The sequence below is a fragment of the Dactylosporangium sp. NPDC000521 genome (genome assembly GCF_042898305.1).
Classification (GTDB): Bacteria; Actinomycetota; Actinomycetes; order Mycobacteriales; family Micromonosporaceae; genus Dactylosporangium.
Genome location: NZ_JBIAYW010000029.1, coordinates 12,387 through 27,020, shown reverse-complemented (window position 1 = coordinate 27,020; position 14,634 = coordinate 12,387). Strand labels below are relative to the sequence as shown.

Genomic DNA, 14,634 nt, shown 5'->3' with positions numbered 1-14,634 from the left:
ACGTGCGGAGCGGTTGCCGGCGTTGCCGGCGTTGCCGGCGTTGCCGGTACGCCCTGCGTGACCTGCGGACAACGGGTTCGAAGTGAGTCTTGACCATGGCGTCATCGCTCGTTAACGTTCGACTATCGCAACAGCATGTGCGATAGATACACGAGGTGAGCATGCGCGACGTTGAGACCCCCGCCGTGACGCAGCCGCTGGATTCCTCCGGCGGCAGCGTCGACGTCGTCGTTGTCGGTGCCGGCCCCGTCGGGCTGACGCTGGCGAACATCCTCGGCGCGAGAGGCGTCAAGGTGCTCGTGGTCGACGAGCGGGCCACCCTGATCGACTACCCCCGCGGGGTCGGGATCGACGATGAATCCCTGCGGACGTTCCAGTCGATCGGTCTCGTCGCGCAGGTCCAGCGGCACACCATCCCCAACCAGATTCTGCGCTTCGTCAACGGCAAGGGACGGCTCCTCGCCGAGATCGCACCGAGCGGCAGGGACTTCGGCTGGCCCAAGCGCAGCGGCTTCGTCCAGCCGCTCGTAGACGCCGAACTGCTCGCCGGTCTCGGGCGGTACGCGTCGGTCGAGACCGCCTGGCAGGTGCGGATGGAGTCCTACGAAGCCGGTGCCGACGCGGTCACCGTGCGGCTCCAGGAGCACACCGGCGCCGTGCGCGAGGTGCGCGCGGCGTACCTCGTCGGCTGCGACGGCGGCCGCAGCAGCACCAGGCAGCTGCTCGGCACGACCTTCGACGGCACCACCTCCTCGACGCGCTGGGTCGTCGTCGACATCGGCAACGACCCGCTCGGCTCGCCGAACAGCTACGTGGGCGCCGACCCGTCCCGCCCCTTCGCGTCGATCTCGATCGCACACGGCATCCGCCGCTTCGAGTTCATGGTGATGGCGGACGAGACCGACGAACAGGTCGAGCGCCCCGAGTTCCTGCACCGGCTCCTCGCGCCGTTCATCCCCCGACCGGCCGAGGCGCACATCATCCGGCACCGCGTCTACACGCATCACTCACGCATCGCCGGCACCTTCCGCAAGGGCCGCGTCCTGATCGCCGGCGACGCCGCCCACCTCATGCCCGTCTGGCAGGGGCAGGGGTACAACAGCGGCATCCGCGACGCGATGAACCTCGGCTGGAAGCTGGCCGCGGTCGTGGCCGGGCTCTGCGACGAGGACCTGCTCGGCACCTACGACGCCGAACGCCGGGGACACGCCAAGGCGATGATCGACCTGTCGACCACGGTCGGGCGCATCATCTCGATCCGCAGCCGCCCCCTCGCCTGGCTGCGCGACCGCATCGCCGGCGCGGCGTCGCTGCTGCCGTCGCTCAAGCGCTACATCGTCGAGATGCGGTTCAAGCCCATGCCGCGGTACGAACGTGGCGCGATCGTCCCCGCGAAGAGCCCGCAGTCGCCGGTCGGCCGGCTGTTCATCCAGCCGCAGGTCGACACCGTCGACGGCACCGTCTTGCTCGACGACGCCCTCGGCACCTGGTTCGCGGTGCTGTGCTGGAACAACGACCCCACGGCCATCCTCGACGAGGAGGCGCTCGACATGTGGCGCGGACTCGGCGCCAGGCTGGTCGCGATCGTGCCGAAGGAACAGCTCGGCCGCACCGCGTTCCCGCCGGAGGTCCTCGTCGTCGGCGACCTCGGCCGCCTGAAGACGTGGTTCGACGGGCACACCGAGTCGGTGGTGTTCCTGCGCCCCGACCGCTGCGTGGCCGCCGTGTCGATCGCGCAGGAGGCGTCGGACGTGTCACGCAAGCTCGCAACCGCGCTGGCCTTCAGCGGGCCGCGCCGGGCCACGGTGGAGGTGACCGGTCATGGCTGACCGCAACGGATACGACCACACGGTCGACGTCCTCGTCGTCGGCTCGGGCGCCGGCGGGCTGACCGCGGCGCTCACCGCCGACGCCCGCGGCCTGTCGACACTGGTGGTCGAGAAGGCCGACCGGTTCGGCGGCTCCAGCGCGCTGTCCGGCGGCGGGCTGTGGGTGCCGGGCGCCCCGGCGCAGACGCGGGCCGGCGTCCACCTGGACCGCGACGAGACCCTGACCTACCTGCGGCACATCACCGCAGGCGCCGTGAGCGAGGCCCGGCTGCGGGCGTATCTGGAGCACGCCGCGGACATGCTCACCTTCCTGGAAGGCACCAGCGAGCACCTCCAGTTCGTCTGGAAGCCCGGCTACCCCGACTACTACCCCGAGGCGCCCGGCGGCTCCACCGACGGCAGCGTCATCAACATCCCGCCGATCGACCTGCGCAAGCTCGGCACGGACGCCGCGCTCCTGTTGCCGCCGCACGCCGTCGCCCCGAGCGGCTTCTGGATCGGACCCAACGAGCTTGTCGACTTCTACCGGCTGCGGCAGACGTGGAAGGGCAAACGCGTCTTCCTCCGGTTGCTCTGGCGGATGGTGCGGGCGCGGTTGACCGGTGAACGGGTCGTGACCATGGGCCAGGCGCTGATGGCCCGATTGATGCTCGCGTTCCGGGAAAGGCGGCTCGACCTCTGGCTCGACGCGCCGATGACGTCGCTGATCACCGACGACGCCGGGCGGGTCGTCGGTGCCGAGGTCCGTCACCGTGGGACGACGCGGCGGATCCGGGCCCGGGGCGGCGTCATCCTGGCCTCCGGCGGGTTCGAGCACGACCCGGCGCTGCGCCGCAGGCACCAGCCCTTCGCCGAGCACACCCTGAGCCTCGGCGCGACCGCCAACACCGGCGACGGCATCGTCGCGGCGCAAGCGGCCGGCGCGGACACCGAGCTGATGGACAACGCCTGGTGGTATCCGGCGGTCCACTGGGGCGGCGGGCGGGTGCAGTTCAGCCTCAACGAGCGGATGATGCCGGCGCAGTTCATCGTCAACGGCGCCGGCGACCGGTACATCAACGAGGCCGCACCCTACGAGGACTTCGGCCACGCGATGATCGCCGGTGAGGCCGCCGGCGTCCGGCACATCCCGTCCTGGCTCATCACCGACGACTGGTGCTGGCGGCGCTACGTCGTCTTCGGGCACCTTCCACTGCCCCGAATTCCGTTCGCGCCGGTCCCGACCGGACGGAAGCTGCCCAGCTCGTGGCTTGCCTCGGGTGCGGTGGTGACCGGCCGCAGCATCGACGAGCTCGCCGAGCGGATGGGTGTGCCGGCCGACCGGCTCCGGCGCACCACCGAGCGCTACAACACGCTCGCCAGGGCGGGCCGGGACGACGACTTCCACCGAGGGGACAGCGTGTACGACCGCTACTACAGCGACATCAGCCTGCCCGTGCCCAACCTGCGACCCCTCGGCGACGGCCCGTATTACGCCTTCGCGCTGATCCTGTCCGACCTGGGCACCAACGGGGGCGTCCGCACCGATGAGCGGGCCCGCGCACTGGGTGCCGACGGCACGGCCATCGCCGGCCTGTACGCCACCGGCAACGTCGCGGCGAGCCTCATGGGGCGAAGCTACGCGGGCGCGGGTGCCACCCTCGGCCCGGCGATGACGTTCGCGTACGTCGCGGCCAACGACATCGCGGCGCACGGGGTGACCGGATGAGCTCTGGATACGCCGGACGCAGCGTCGTGGTCACCGGCTGCGCGTCAGGCATCGGTGAGCGCCTCGTGCACCTGCTGCACCGCCGCGGCGCACGGGTGACCGGCCTCGACCGGGCCCCCACGGCCGCGCCGGTCACCCGGTTCGTCGACGTCGACCTCGCCGACTCCGCCTCGATCGGCGCCGCGGTCGGGGAGATCGACGGCCCCGTCGACGCCCTGTTCAACGTCGCCGGCCTGTCCGGTGCCCTCGACCCGGCCACGATCGTCGGAGTCAACTTCGTCGGCACCCGGGAACTGACCGAGGCGCTGCTGGAACGGATGGAGCCCGGCGCCGCGGTGGTGAACACCGCGTCGGTCGCCGCCTCCCACTACCTGGACCGGCGCGAGCTGGTCGCGGGGCTGCTCGCCACCCAGGACCGGGCGGAGGCGACCCGCTGGTGCCGGGACCACGCGGCCGACATCGGCACCGGCTACGCCGTGTCCAAGGACGCGATCGTCTGGTACACGATGACCCGCGCCGTCGCGCTCGCCGCCGGGGGCATCCGGATCAACTGCGTGGCGCCGGGGCTGACCGCGACCCCGATCCTGGAAGCGTCCCGGGCGGCCCGCGGCGAGGCGTTCCTCGACGCCATCCCGAAGCCGCTCGGCCGCGTCGCCGAGCCCGACGAGCAGGCCAGCGTCCTGGCGTTCCTCAACAGCGACGACGCCAGCTACGTCAGCGGGCAGGTGATCTGGACCGACGGCGGATACCTGGCCGGCGTCGCCACCGGTCAGCTGCCGCACCGCACCGGAAGCGTCGGCACCGCCGCACCGTCAGGAGACCGACCATGACCGAGATCATCGCTGGACTGACCACGGGCGCGATCTACGCGATGGTCGCCCTCGGCTACAACGTGACCTACCTCGCCTCCGGCGTGCTCAACTTCGCCCACGCCAACCTCATGGTCGCCGGGATGTTCGTCGCCTACTGGGCGCACAGCATCGGCGGACTGCCGACGGTGCTGGTGTTCCTGATCGCCTTCGTCATCGCCGGTGCGGTCGGGGTGATCGAGGAACGGTTCGCGATCCGGCCGCTGCGCAACACGTCCGGCAGCGCCGAGTTGGTCACCATGATCGGCGTCGCCACCGTCATCACCGGGGTCATCGCCGTCACCTTCGGCACCGACGCGTTGCGCGTGCCGTTCTTCGGACCGGAGCAGACCGTCGTGCTGCTCGGCGGCCGGGCCCAACCGCTCGACCTGATCATCGTCGCGGCCGCCATCGTCCTCGCGATCGGGCTGCACCTGGTCACCCATCGCACCAGGGTCGGTCTGGCGGCACTGGCCCAGACCGACGACCGCGAGGCGGCGCAGCTGCGCGGCATCGACGTCGGCGGCCTGTCGATGTGGGGCTTCGCGGTGGCCTCGGCCGCCGGTGGCCTGCTCGGGCCGCTGCTGGTCGCCAAGACCTTCGCCGCGACCTCACTGGCGTTGGTACTGGCCGTCAAAGGCTTCGTCGTGCTGGTGCTCGGTGGCGTCGGCAGCCACCGCGGAGTGCTCGTCGCGGCCTTCGGCATCGGCCTCATCGAAGCGTTCGGCGCCCGGTACATCGGGCCGCTCTACCGCGACGTCGTCGTCTTCGGCGTGTTCGCGGTCGTGCTGCTGGCGCTCCCGCAAGGACTCTTCGGCGATCGGAAGGTGAGAGCGGTATGACCCAGGGCACGGCACTGCGCCCCCTGGCCGGCGCGTGGGCCGTTACGGTCGGGCTGCTCATCGCCCTGCCCTGGCTCGGCGCGAGCGGCGCGACACTACGGCTCGTCACCCTCGTGGCGATCCTCGCCCTCGTCGTCAGCGGCCTCAACCTCACCCTCGGGTACGCCGGCGAACTGGCACTCGCGCAGGTCCCGATCTACGCGGCCGGCGCCTACGCCACCGGCTACCTCGCCACCGCGGTGATCAACGACCTGCTCGTCGCGATGGCGGCCTCGATCCTCGTCGCCGTGCTCGTGGGCGTGGTCACCGGGCTGCCCGGGCTGCGCCTCGGTGGCTGGACCCTCGCCATCACCTCGTTCTTCGTCGTGCTGCTCATCCCGTCGGTCGTCGCCGCGTTCGGTGACCGGCTCGGCGGCTACGAGGGGATGATCGGCATCCCCGCCCCGGCGGTCTTCGGCATCGACCTCGACGGCCCGGCGTTCTACGTCGTCGTCATCGCCGTCACCGCGCTGTGGTTCGTCATCTTCCGCAACATCGTGGTGTCCCGGCACGGCGCGTCGCTGCTCGTGCTCAAGCAGAGCCCGATCCTCGCCGCCGCCGTCGGCACCTCACCGCACGGCACCAAGATCGTCGCGTACGCGATCGGCGCCGTCCCCGCCGGGATCGCCGGCTGTTTCGCCGCCTACGTCGACGCCTACCTGTCGCCACTGACCTTCGGCCTCGAACTGTCGATCATCATCCTGGCCGCCGGCATCCTCGGCGGGCCGACGAGCGTCTACGGGGCGGTCATCGGCGCGGCGATCATGCAGATCGGGCCACTGCGGGTGACCGTGTTCGACAAGTACGCCCTTGTCGCGTACGGCGTCTTCCTCATCATCGGCGGGCTGCTGCTGCGCAACGGGCTCGCCGGCGTCACCACCAGGCTCGTGGGCCGGCTCAGGGCGCACCGGCGCCGCGAGCCGGCGACCGCCGACCCGCACCCGGCCCGCGACACGACGGTGGACCTGCCCTCGGTCGACGGCCAGCCCCTGGCGGTGCGGGGCGTGACCAAACGGTTCGGCGGCAACCTCGCCGTCGACGGTGTCTCGTTCGACGCCCTCCCGGGCCGGATCACGGCACTCGTCGGGCCCAACGGCTCGGGCAAGACCACGATCATGAACCTGATCTCCGGCTACTACAGCGCCGACACGGGCACGGTCACGCTCGGGGACAAGGTCATCTCCGGCCTCCCCGCACACCGGGTCGCCCGGCGCGGCGTCGGCCGGACGTTCCAGACCCCGCTGATCCCGCAGGGCCTGACCGTCGCCGACACCATCGTCACCGGCCGGCTCGGCAGCCACCCGGTGTCCCTGCTGGCGACCGCGCTGCGGCTGCCCAGGCATTGGAAGGCACTCGCCGAGGAGCGCCGCGGCAGCCGCGAGATCATGCGGGCGCTCGGACTGGACCGGTACGCCGACCTGCCGGCCGCGGAGCTCGCGCTCGGCACCCGCCGGCTGCTGGAGCTCGGCCGGGCGATCGCCGGCGGCAGCGCGCTCGTGCTGCTCGACGAGGTCGCGTCCGGGCTCGACGAGGAGGACATCCAGGGCCTGGTGCTGGTCCTGACGAAGATGCGGGCCGCCGGTGTCACGGTCGTGCTCGTCGAACACAACTTCTCACTCGTCAAAGCCGTCGCCGACAGCATCGTGGTCCTGGCCGAAGGGCAGGTCATCGCGACCGGCACCCCGGCGCAGATCGCCGCCGACCCCACGGTCGTGCGGACCTACCTGGGCGCGGGCGGCGACATCACCGGCACCCGGGTGACGGCCGAACGTACCGGCGAGAAGGCGGGCCAGGCGTGAGCACGTTGGAAGTGCAGGCCATCGCCTGCGGCTACGGCGACCTGCGCGTCGTCACCGACGCCACCCTCAGCGTCGACGCCGGCAGCGTCACCGCGCTGCTGGGTCGCAACGGCGCCGGCAAGACCACGACCCTGCGGGCCGTCGCCGGCCTGAACAGGATCACGTCGGGCCGCGCCACGCTCGACGGCGTCGACCTCGCCGCCATGCCCGCCTACCGCCGGGCCCGGGCCGGCATCGCCTACGTCCAGGAGGGCAAGCGCATCTTCCGGTCCCGCACGGTCGAGGAGAACCTGCTCCTGGGCACGTACGCGGCCAGGAGCACCGCGCGGGGGCGCGAGCTCATGGGGGAGATGTACGAGCGGTTCCCACTGCTCGCCGAGCGGCGCAAACTGCGGGCCGCGCAGCTCAGCGGCGGCCAGCAGCAGATGCTGGCCATCGCCCAGGCACTGATCGCCGACCCCCGGGTCCTGCTGCTCGACGAGCCGTCCGCGGGCCTCGCACCCGCGATCGTCGGGCAGGTGCTCGACGTCATCCGCGACCTGCGCACGCGCGGGCTCGCCGTCCTGCTGGTGGAGCAGGCGGTCGAGTTCGCACTCGCCGCGGCCGACCGGGTCGTGGTCCTCAACCTCGGCCGCACCGTCCACTCAGGTCAAGCAACCGACACCGGCCTGCGCGAAGCGATCCGCCGCGCCTACATGGCCGAGGAGAGCGAGCTCTCGTGACACCCCACACCCCCCGACACCCCATCCGGACGAAAGAGGCAACGCCGTGAAGTTACCCGGAACACGATTTCGCACGCTCCTGGCCGCCGCAACCGCGGTCGTCCTGCTCGCCTCGGGCTGCAGCGACGACGCCGGGAGCGGCAGCGGCGGCAAAGAGGACTTCGACGTGCTGTTCATCGGCGGCGTCACCGGCCCTTCGGCGACGACGGTCGCAGCGACCACCAAGGCGCTCGACGCGGCCGCGAAGTCGATCAATGAGGGCGGCGGCATCAAAGGCCGCAACGTTGTGATCAAGATCAAGGACTCGCAGGGTGACGCGCGCCGCGCGGTCAGCCTCCTGCAGGAGGAGCTGTCCGGCAACAACCTGCCCGACGTCGTGATCCCCAGCGGCACCAGCGCCGAAGCGCTCGCCATGGTGCCGCTGCTCACCCGCAGCAAGATCACATCCGTCGCGTTCGGCGCCAGCCCGCTGCTCAACGACCCGCAGAAGTACCCGTACCACTTCCAGAGCGTGCCCAACAGCGCCGCCCAGCTGACCGGCCTGCGCAAGCACCTGGAGTCCAAGGGCGCCAAGCGCCTCGGCCTGCTCGTCTCCCAGGACGAGTACGGCAAGGGCGTCGTGTCGGCGGTCAAAGCCCAGCTTGAGGGCAGCGGCATCGAGGTGAAGAACTTCGAGTTCGTGCCGACCGACATCGACCTGTCGGTCTCCTACCGGCGGATGCTCGACGCCAACCCCGACGTCGCCTACATCGACACCACCGGCGACGCGGCGACCCGGCTGCTGCAGGCCCGCGTCCAGACCGGTGCGGTGAACATCCCGACGATCGCCGGCAGCGGCATGTCGCTCACCGCGGGCGGCCCGTTCAAGTACGGCTCCCCGGAGGCCAACAAGAACCTCGAGATCCTCGTGTTCAAGGTCGAGGTCGCCGTGCCCGAGGCGCAGCAGTCGCCGGTCTTCAAGGACTTCCTCGCCCGGTACTCCGGCGGCCAGCCGATCCAGAACAGCCTGTCGACCCCGTCACTGGCCTGGGACCAGCTGCGGCTGATCGCGGCGGCGGCATCGGTGGACGGCGCGCTCAAGGACCTACCCACGTCGCTGGTCGAGTCCATCTACAACCTCAAGGTCGCCGACGGCTACTGGCTCACCGAGAAGCAGTACACGTACACGAAGGACAAGCACACGCCGACCCCGACACCGGACGACTTCCCGTTCATCCCGTCCGTCGCTCAGGTCAACGGCCAGTACCAGGTGAACAAGTAGCTGCTCGCCTGCTCTGAGAAAGGACAGCAATGACACTCTGGACCGACCTTGCCACGACCGCCTTCCGCGTCCACACCGTCCAGGTCGGTGCGTGGTCGACGCGCGTGCTGGAGGCCGGGACGGGTGACCCGCTCGTCCTCATGCACGGCACGGGCGGTCACCTGGAGGCGTACGCACGCAACGTGCCGGCGCTCGCCGAACGCTTCCGGGTGATCGCCTACGACTTCCCCGGCCACGGACGCACCACCCTTACCACCCGCGACCTCGAGATCGCCGACTACACGACGCACCTGCTCGGCCTGCTCGACACCCTCGGCATCGACCGCGCGCATCTCGGCGGTGAGTCGCTGGGCGGGTGGGTCGCGGTCAAGTTCGCCGCGGCCCACCCGGAGCGGGTGGACCGGTTGGTGCTGAACACACCCGGAGGCACGATGGCGATCCCGGAGGTGATGGAGCGGATCCGGTCCCTCAGCCAGGCGGCCGCGGACGACCCGAGCCCCGAGCGCATCCAGGCACGCCTGGCCTGGCTCATGGCGGACCCCACGTCGGTCACCGAGGAGCTCGTGGCGATCCGGCAGGCGATCTATGCCCAGCCCGGGTTCGCCACGTCGATGCGGCATCTGCTGTGCCTGCAGGACCCCGAGATCCGGCAGCGGAACCTGGTCACGGCCGAGGAGCTCGGTGCGGTCGAGGCGCCGACCGTGGTGATCTGGACCAGCGACGACCCGTCAGGTCCGGCGGCCGCGGGCATCGACATTGCCGGGCGCATCCCGCGCGGCACGTTCGCAATGATCGACAAGGCCGGGCACTGGCCGCAGTGGGAGCAGCCCGAAGCGTTCGACGCGATCGTCCTTGACCATCTGTCGGTGCCCGCATGACCGTCACCGATGCGGTCATCGAGGCCGCCGCCGACCGGCTCGACCGGGCCGCCGCACAAGGCGTGCCCTGCCCGCCCGTCGCCGACCTGATCGGCGCCACCGACATCGACGCCGCGTACGCGGTGCAGTCCGTGCTCACCGCCCGCCGCATCGCCCGCGGCGCGCGGATCGTCGGGCGGAAGATCGGCCTCACGTCCGAAGCGGTCCAACGCCAGGTCGGCGTCGACCGGCCCGACTTCGGGGTGCTCTTCGACGACATGCGCTTCCAGACCGGCGCCGTCGTCCCGCTGCGGCTCCTGCTGCAACCGAGGGCGGAAGCCGAGATCGCGTTCGTCCTCGGCGCTGACATCGTCGAAGCGGACGCCGAAGCGGTCCGGGCCGCGGTGGACCATGCGGTCGCCGCGGTCGAGATCGTCGACAGCCGCGTCGCCGACTGGCGCATCGGCATCACCGACACCGTCGCGGACAACGCCTCCAGCGGTGTCTTCGTCCTCGGCGACCAGGCGTTGACACTGGCCGAGTTCACGCCCGCAGACGTGCGGATGCGGATGCTGCACAACGGCGACGTGGCGAGTGACGGCACCGGCCGCGCCTGCCTCGGCGACCCGCTCAACGCACTCGTGTGGCTGGCCCGCACCGCCATCACGCTGGAGGCGCCGCTGCGCCGCGGCGACATCGTGCTCTCCGGTGCGCTCGGGCCCATGGTTCCCGTCGGCGACGGCGACCGGATCGAGGCCGAGATCGGCCCGCTCGGCACGGTGTCCGCAACATTCTCCAAGGAAGGCTGACATGCCCCACCACGTGGCGATCATCGGCTCGGGAAACATCGGCACCGACCTGATGATCAAGATCAAGCGGGCCGGCGGGCCCCTGGAAGTCGCCGCCATGGTCGGCATCGACCCGGCGTCCGACGGCCTGGCCCGCGCGCGGCGCATGGGCGTCGCCACCACCGCCGACGGTGTCGAAGGGCTCCTGAGGATGCCCGAGTTCGAACAGGTCGGCATCGTGATGGACGCGACCAGCGCTGCCGCGCACGTCGCGAACGCGGCGGCCCTGGCGCCGTATCAGCGGCGGATCGTCGACCTGACACCGGCCGCCCTCGGGCCGTTCGTGATCCCGCCCGTCAACCTCGACGAGCACCTGGCCGCCCCGAACATCAACATGGTCACGTGCGGCGGACAGGCGACGGTACCGATCGTCGCCGCCGTCTCACGCGTCACCCCGGTCGCCTACGCGGAGATCGTCGCGACCGTCGCCTCGAAGTCGGCCGGCCCGGGCACCAGGGCCAACATCGACGAGTTCACCGAGACCACGGCGCACGCACTGGAAGCAGTCGGCGGCGCCCGCCGCGGCAAGGCGATCATCATCCTCAACCCGGCCGAGCCGCCGCTGATCATGCGGGACACCGTCCTGTGCCTCATCGGCGACGCCGACCACGAGCAGGTGCGCGCGTCGATCGAGGGGATGGTCGCCGATGTCGCCGGCTACGTGCCGGGATACCGGCTCAAGCAACGGGTGCAGTTCACCCCCGTCGACCCCGACGAGGTCCGGACGCTGCTGACCGGCGACGGGCCAGAGGTCCGGTGGAAGGTGACCGTGTTCCTCGAGGTCGAGGGCGCCGCCCACTACCTTCCCGCCTACGCCGGCAATCTCGACATCATGACCTCCGCGGCGATCCGCGTCGCCGAGCGCATCGCGACCGCATCGGAGGTGGCGGCGTGACCGGCCCGCAGATGTACATCCAGGACGTCACCCTTCGCGACGGCATGCACGCCATCCGGCACCGCATCAGCCCCGAGAAGGTCGGCGCCATCGTCGCGGCCCTCGACGCCGCGGGTGTCGCCGCCATCGAGGTCACCCACGGCGACGGGCTGGCCGGCTCCAGCCTCACCTACGGCCCGGCCAGCAACACCGACTGGGAGTGGATCGACGCCGCGGTCAGTGCGGCGAAACGGGCGACGATCACCACGCTGCTGCTGCCCGGCGTGGGCACCATCGCCGACCTGCGCGAGGCACACGCCCGCGGCGTCACCTCGGTGCGGGTCGCCACCCACTGCACCGAGGCGGACGTCGCCGCCCAGCACATCGCGGCCGCACGGGACCTGGGCATGGACGTCTCGGGCTTCCTCATGATGAGCCACATGCTGCCGCCCGCCGACCTCGCCGCCCAGGCCCGGCTGATGGAGTCCTACGGCGCGCACTGCGTCTACATCACCGACTCCGCCGGCCGGCTGACGACCGAGGACGTGCGGCTGCGGGTGCGGGCGTACCGCGACATCCTCGGCGAGGACACGCAGGTCGGCATCCACGCCCACGAGAACCTGTCGCTGTCGGTCGCGAACTCGCTCGCCGCCGTCGAGGAGGGCGTCTACCGGGTCGACGTCTCGCTGGCCGGGCAGGGCGCCGGCGCCGGGAACTGTCCCATCGAGCCGTTCGTCGCCGTCGCTCAGCTGCGGGGATGGGACCCGGGCTGTGACCTGATGGCCCTCGAGGACGCCGCCGACGACCTGGTGCGGCCACTGCAGGACCGCCCGGTGCGGGTCGACCGGGAGACGCTGACCCTCGGTTTCGCCGGCGTCTACTCGAGCTTCCTGCGGCACGCCGAGATCGCCGCGGCCGCGGCGGGCCTCGACCCTCGGGCGCTCCTCATCGAGGCGGGCCGCCGCAAGCTGGTCGGCGGGCAGGAGGACATGCTCGTCGACATCGCCCTGGAGCTCAGCCGCGGATGACCGTGTACCGCATCAACTACCTCGCCCGGCGCCATCCACAGTGGACGCATGCGGCGTGGGTGCCGCGATGGCGCCGGCACTGGCGGCTGGCCGAGCCCCGGCCGGAGTCGGCGACGGTGCGGCGCTACATCCAGTGCGAGGTGCTGCACGACGCCGACCCTGTGCCGCACGATGGTGTCGCGAGCGCCGAGTACGTCTCGCTCGCCGCTCGCCACGCCAACCGCGCCGCCGCCGGATACCACCGCATCATGCGGCAGGACGAGGTGCAGGTCTTCGATTCGCTCATCGCCGACTGCTCGTTCATCGGCTCGCACCATGTGGTGTTCGGCGCCGGCACCGGTCCGTTCAAGGTGGTGCGGTTCCTGAAGCGGCGAGCGTCGGTCGCGGCCGGGGATTTCGTACGCGCATGGAGGGGACTGCACGGGGCGCGGATGATCGAGGCGTGGCCGGCGATGCTGAGCTATGCGCAGAACGTCGCGGTCGTGCCGGAGCGGCCGGACGGCTGGGGCCTGAACGTCGACGGCTCGGAAGAGCTTTGGTTCGATGCTCTTGCCCCTGCGGTGGCGTGTGCGACGTCCGAGACGCTGCAGCGGATCGGGTCGCACCTGTTCACCGTCACGGCCACCGTCGTCACCGACGAGGTGATCCTCAAGGACGCCCGCGACCCGTCGGCCTGACCGGCAGCACGGTCACGACACGTCGCCCGCGGTCGCCCTGGTCGCGCGCTTGCGGTCGTACATGGCCACATCTGCGGCTCGCAGCAGTTGGCCGGCGCCGCGCCCGCCCGGGTCGTTCGGCGAGCCTGTCCGCAGTTGGCGATCGGAAGGTCAGTAGATGGCGAGGCGGTATCCGCGTCTGATCACGGTATGGACGAGTTCGACGCCGGGCATGGCTCGGCGAAGCCGTGACACTGCCATTTCGATGGCGTGGTCGTCGACGTGGGCGAGGCCGGGGACCTGCTGGCGGAGGTCGGCGCTGGACAGCACCGCGCCCGGCGCCCGCGCGAGGGCGCGCAGGATGTCGACCGGCCCCTGCTGGATGGGGTAGAGCCGGCCGTCGAGGAGGGCGGCGTGGCCGCGAACCTCCAGGGTGGAGGTGCCGATGGTGGCGTGCACGGCCCGGTCGAGGACCGACCTGGCCAGCATCATGGCGGTCTCCTCGTCGAACGGCAGCGGTGGCACTGCCGGCGTGATGTCGTGCGCGCGGAGCACCCCGGCCGCGAGGGGCCCCCGGCTGACGGTGACGATGTGGGCGTCGAGTTGTTCGGTGAGTGCGGGGAGCCGGCCGTGGTCGGCGGCGAAGCGCAGGACGTGGCCGGTGGAGAGCGGGTCGAGCCAGGCGACGGCATCGAGCTGGCGGCGGGTGATGAGCTCTACGACGCGGCGCAGGCCGACGACGTCGTTGGGTGGTTCGGTGCGGTATGTGGGTACTTCGATGACGTCGGCGCCCTGGTCTCGCAGTGCCTGGCACGCCTCCGCCTGCGTCGGCGCGTCGAGTTGTGCCATGATGCGCCGGCCGGTGGGGGCGTGGGTCAGCAGGTAGCGGAAGAGTTCGTCGGCGGACCCGGCGGCGGTGGACAGCAGGTCGCGCAGTCCGTAGCCGCGCAGGGTGTCGGCGGTGCGGGCGTCGGCGGCGAGGAGGCGGGCGGCGCGCAGCGTCTCGAGCAGGCGCTGTGGGCCGGGGGCTGCCTGTAGCCAGGCGCGTGTTCCGGCGGCGGAGGTGGCGAGGACGTCGTGGACCGGCCCGGTGAGGCCGTCGCTGGTGGCGCGGGCGACGGCGTCGCGGTCTGGTTGTGGGACGGCCCGGACGCCTTGGACGGAGACGATCCGGGCGCCGTGGCTTTCCAGGAGGTCGGCGAGGCGGTGCCGGCGCCGGTGGCTGATCACGGCGATGGTGAAGCCGGCGAGCTGCAACGGGTCCGCCGCGTGCTGCACCTGCACCTCCTTTCCGGGACCGGGGCGGGGCCGGGTCCGGATCGT

At 71.4% G+C, this 14,634-nt stretch carries 13 protein-coding genes; 12 read left to right on the top strand and 1 reads right to left on the bottom strand.

All coding sequences use genetic code 11. From position 1 onward, the window contains the following. The first annotated feature begins 161 nt into the window (after positions 1 to 161). Genes ACFY3L_RS48310 through ACFY3L_RS48255 form a run of 12 tightly spaced genes read left to right on the top strand, consistent with a single transcriptional unit; the run spans position 162 to position 13,332 of the window. Entirely contained in the window at positions 162 to 1,829 is a 1,668-nt protein-coding gene (locus tag ACFY3L_RS48310) for a bifunctional 3-(3-hydroxy-phenyl)propionate/3-hydroxycinnamic acid hydroxylase (protein ID WP_389340569.1), read from the top strand. Next, positions 1,822 to 3,537, top strand: a complete 1,716-nt coding sequence (locus ACFY3L_RS48305) for an FAD-binding protein (protein WP_389340567.1) — start codon at positions 1,822 to 1,824, stop codon at positions 3,535 to 3,537. The genes ACFY3L_RS48310 and ACFY3L_RS48305 overlap by 8 nt, the downstream gene beginning before the upstream one ends. Next, entirely contained in the window at positions 3,534 to 4,367 is an 834-nt protein-coding gene (locus ACFY3L_RS48300; protein ID WP_389340565.1) for a coniferyl-alcohol dehydrogenase, read from the top strand. Before ACFY3L_RS48305 ends, ACFY3L_RS48300 begins: the two co-directional genes overlap by 4 nt. After that, entirely contained in the window at positions 4,364 to 5,227 is an 864-nt protein-coding gene (locus ACFY3L_RS48295; protein ID WP_389340563.1) for a branched-chain amino acid ABC transporter permease, read from the top strand. Before ACFY3L_RS48300 ends, ACFY3L_RS48295 begins: the two co-directional genes overlap by 4 nt. Further along, positions 5,224 to 7,065 (top strand): ATP-binding cassette domain-containing protein, encoded by a 1,842-nt coding sequence (locus tag ACFY3L_RS48290; RefSeq protein ID WP_389340561.1) that lies wholly within the window; start codon positions 5,224 to 5,226, stop codon positions 7,063 to 7,065. The genes ACFY3L_RS48295 and ACFY3L_RS48290 overlap by 4 nt, the downstream gene beginning before the upstream one ends. After that, positions 7,062 to 7,787 (top strand): ABC transporter ATP-binding protein, encoded by a 726-nt coding sequence (locus ACFY3L_RS48285; protein ID WP_389340559.1) that lies wholly within the window; start codon positions 7,062 to 7,064, stop codon positions 7,785 to 7,787. Before ACFY3L_RS48290 ends, ACFY3L_RS48285 begins: the two co-directional genes overlap by 4 nt. A 46-nt stretch (positions 7,788 to 7,833) precedes the next feature. Next, a complete protein-coding gene (locus tag ACFY3L_RS48280; protein ID WP_389340557.1) occupies positions 7,834 to 9,048 on the top strand; it encodes an ABC transporter substrate-binding protein in 1,215 nt (404 codons plus the stop codon). 29 nt (positions 9,049 to 9,077) lie between these two features. Further along, the gene (locus tag ACFY3L_RS48275) at positions 9,078 to 9,926 is read left to right on the top strand and encodes an alpha/beta fold hydrolase (RefSeq protein ID WP_389340555.1); all 849 of its coding nucleotides are present in this window, start codon (positions 9,078 to 9,080) and stop codon (positions 9,924 to 9,926) included. Continuing rightward, positions 9,923 to 10,714, top strand: a complete 792-nt coding sequence (locus ACFY3L_RS48270) for a 2-keto-4-pentenoate hydratase (protein WP_389340553.1) — start codon at positions 9,923 to 9,925, stop codon at positions 10,712 to 10,714. Before ACFY3L_RS48275 ends, ACFY3L_RS48270 begins: the two co-directional genes overlap by 4 nt. Before the next feature lies 1 nt (position 10,715). Continuing rightward, positions 10,716 to 11,648, top strand: coding sequence for an acetaldehyde dehydrogenase (acetylating) (locus ACFY3L_RS48265; protein WP_389340551.1), 933 nt, complete (start codon positions 10,716 to 10,718; stop codon positions 11,646 to 11,648). A gap of 11 nt (positions 11,649 to 11,659) precedes the next feature. Beyond that, the gene (gene dmpG / locus ACFY3L_RS48260) at positions 11,660 to 12,655 is read left to right on the top strand and encodes a 4-hydroxy-2-oxovalerate aldolase (RefSeq protein WP_389340694.1); all 996 of its coding nucleotides are present in this window, start codon (positions 11,660 to 11,662) and stop codon (positions 12,653 to 12,655) included. Continuing rightward, entirely contained in the window at positions 12,652 to 13,332 is a 681-nt protein-coding gene (locus ACFY3L_RS48255; RefSeq protein ID WP_389340549.1) for a hypothetical protein, read from the top strand. The genes dmpG and ACFY3L_RS48255 overlap by 4 nt, the downstream gene beginning before the upstream one ends. Positions 13,333 to 13,482: 150 nt before the next feature. On the opposite strand, the gene ACFY3L_RS48250 is transcribed toward ACFY3L_RS48255, so the two are convergent. After that, complete coding sequence (locus ACFY3L_RS48250; protein ID WP_389340547.1) at positions 13,483 to 14,589, bottom strand: uroporphyrinogen-III synthase; 1,107 nt, start codon at positions 14,587 to 14,589, stop codon at positions 13,483 to 13,485. Positions 14,590 to 14,634 lie beyond the last annotated feature (45 nt).

What these genes read in the sequence shown, in the direction of transcription:
- ACFY3L_RS48310 (WP_389340569.1), top strand. Translation starts at nt 162, where the DNA reads ATGCGCGACGTTGAGACCCCCGCCGTGACGCAGCCGCTGGATTCCTCC.
- ACFY3L_RS48305 (WP_389340567.1), top strand. Translation starts at nt 1,822, where the DNA reads ATGGCTGACCGCAACGGATACGACCACACGGTCGACGTCCTCGTCGTC.
- ACFY3L_RS48300 (WP_389340565.1), top strand. Translation starts at nt 3,534, where the DNA reads ATGAGCTCTGGATACGCCGGACGCAGCGTCGTGGTCACCGGCTGCGCG.
- ACFY3L_RS48295 (WP_389340563.1), top strand. Translation starts at nt 4,364, where the DNA reads ATGACCGAGATCATCGCTGGACTGACCACGGGCGCGATCTACGCGATG.
- ACFY3L_RS48290 (WP_389340561.1), top strand. Translation starts at nt 5,224, where the DNA reads ATGACCCAGGGCACGGCACTGCGCCCCCTGGCCGGCGCGTGGGCCGTT.
- ACFY3L_RS48275 (WP_389340555.1), top strand. Translation starts at nt 9,078, where the DNA reads ATGACACTCTGGACCGACCTTGCCACGACCGCCTTCCGCGTCCACACC.
- ACFY3L_RS48270 (WP_389340553.1), top strand. Translation starts at nt 9,923, where the DNA reads ATGACCGTCACCGATGCGGTCATCGAGGCCGCCGCCGACCGGCTCGAC.
- ACFY3L_RS48265 (WP_389340551.1), top strand. Translation starts at nt 10,716, where the DNA reads ATGCCCCACCACGTGGCGATCATCGGCTCGGGAAACATCGGCACCGAC.
- dmpG (WP_389340694.1), top strand. Translation starts at nt 11,660, where the DNA reads ATGTACATCCAGGACGTCACCCTTCGCGACGGCATGCACGCCATCCGG.
- ACFY3L_RS48255 (WP_389340549.1), top strand. Translation starts at nt 12,652, where the DNA reads ATGACCGTGTACCGCATCAACTACCTCGCCCGGCGCCATCCACAGTGG.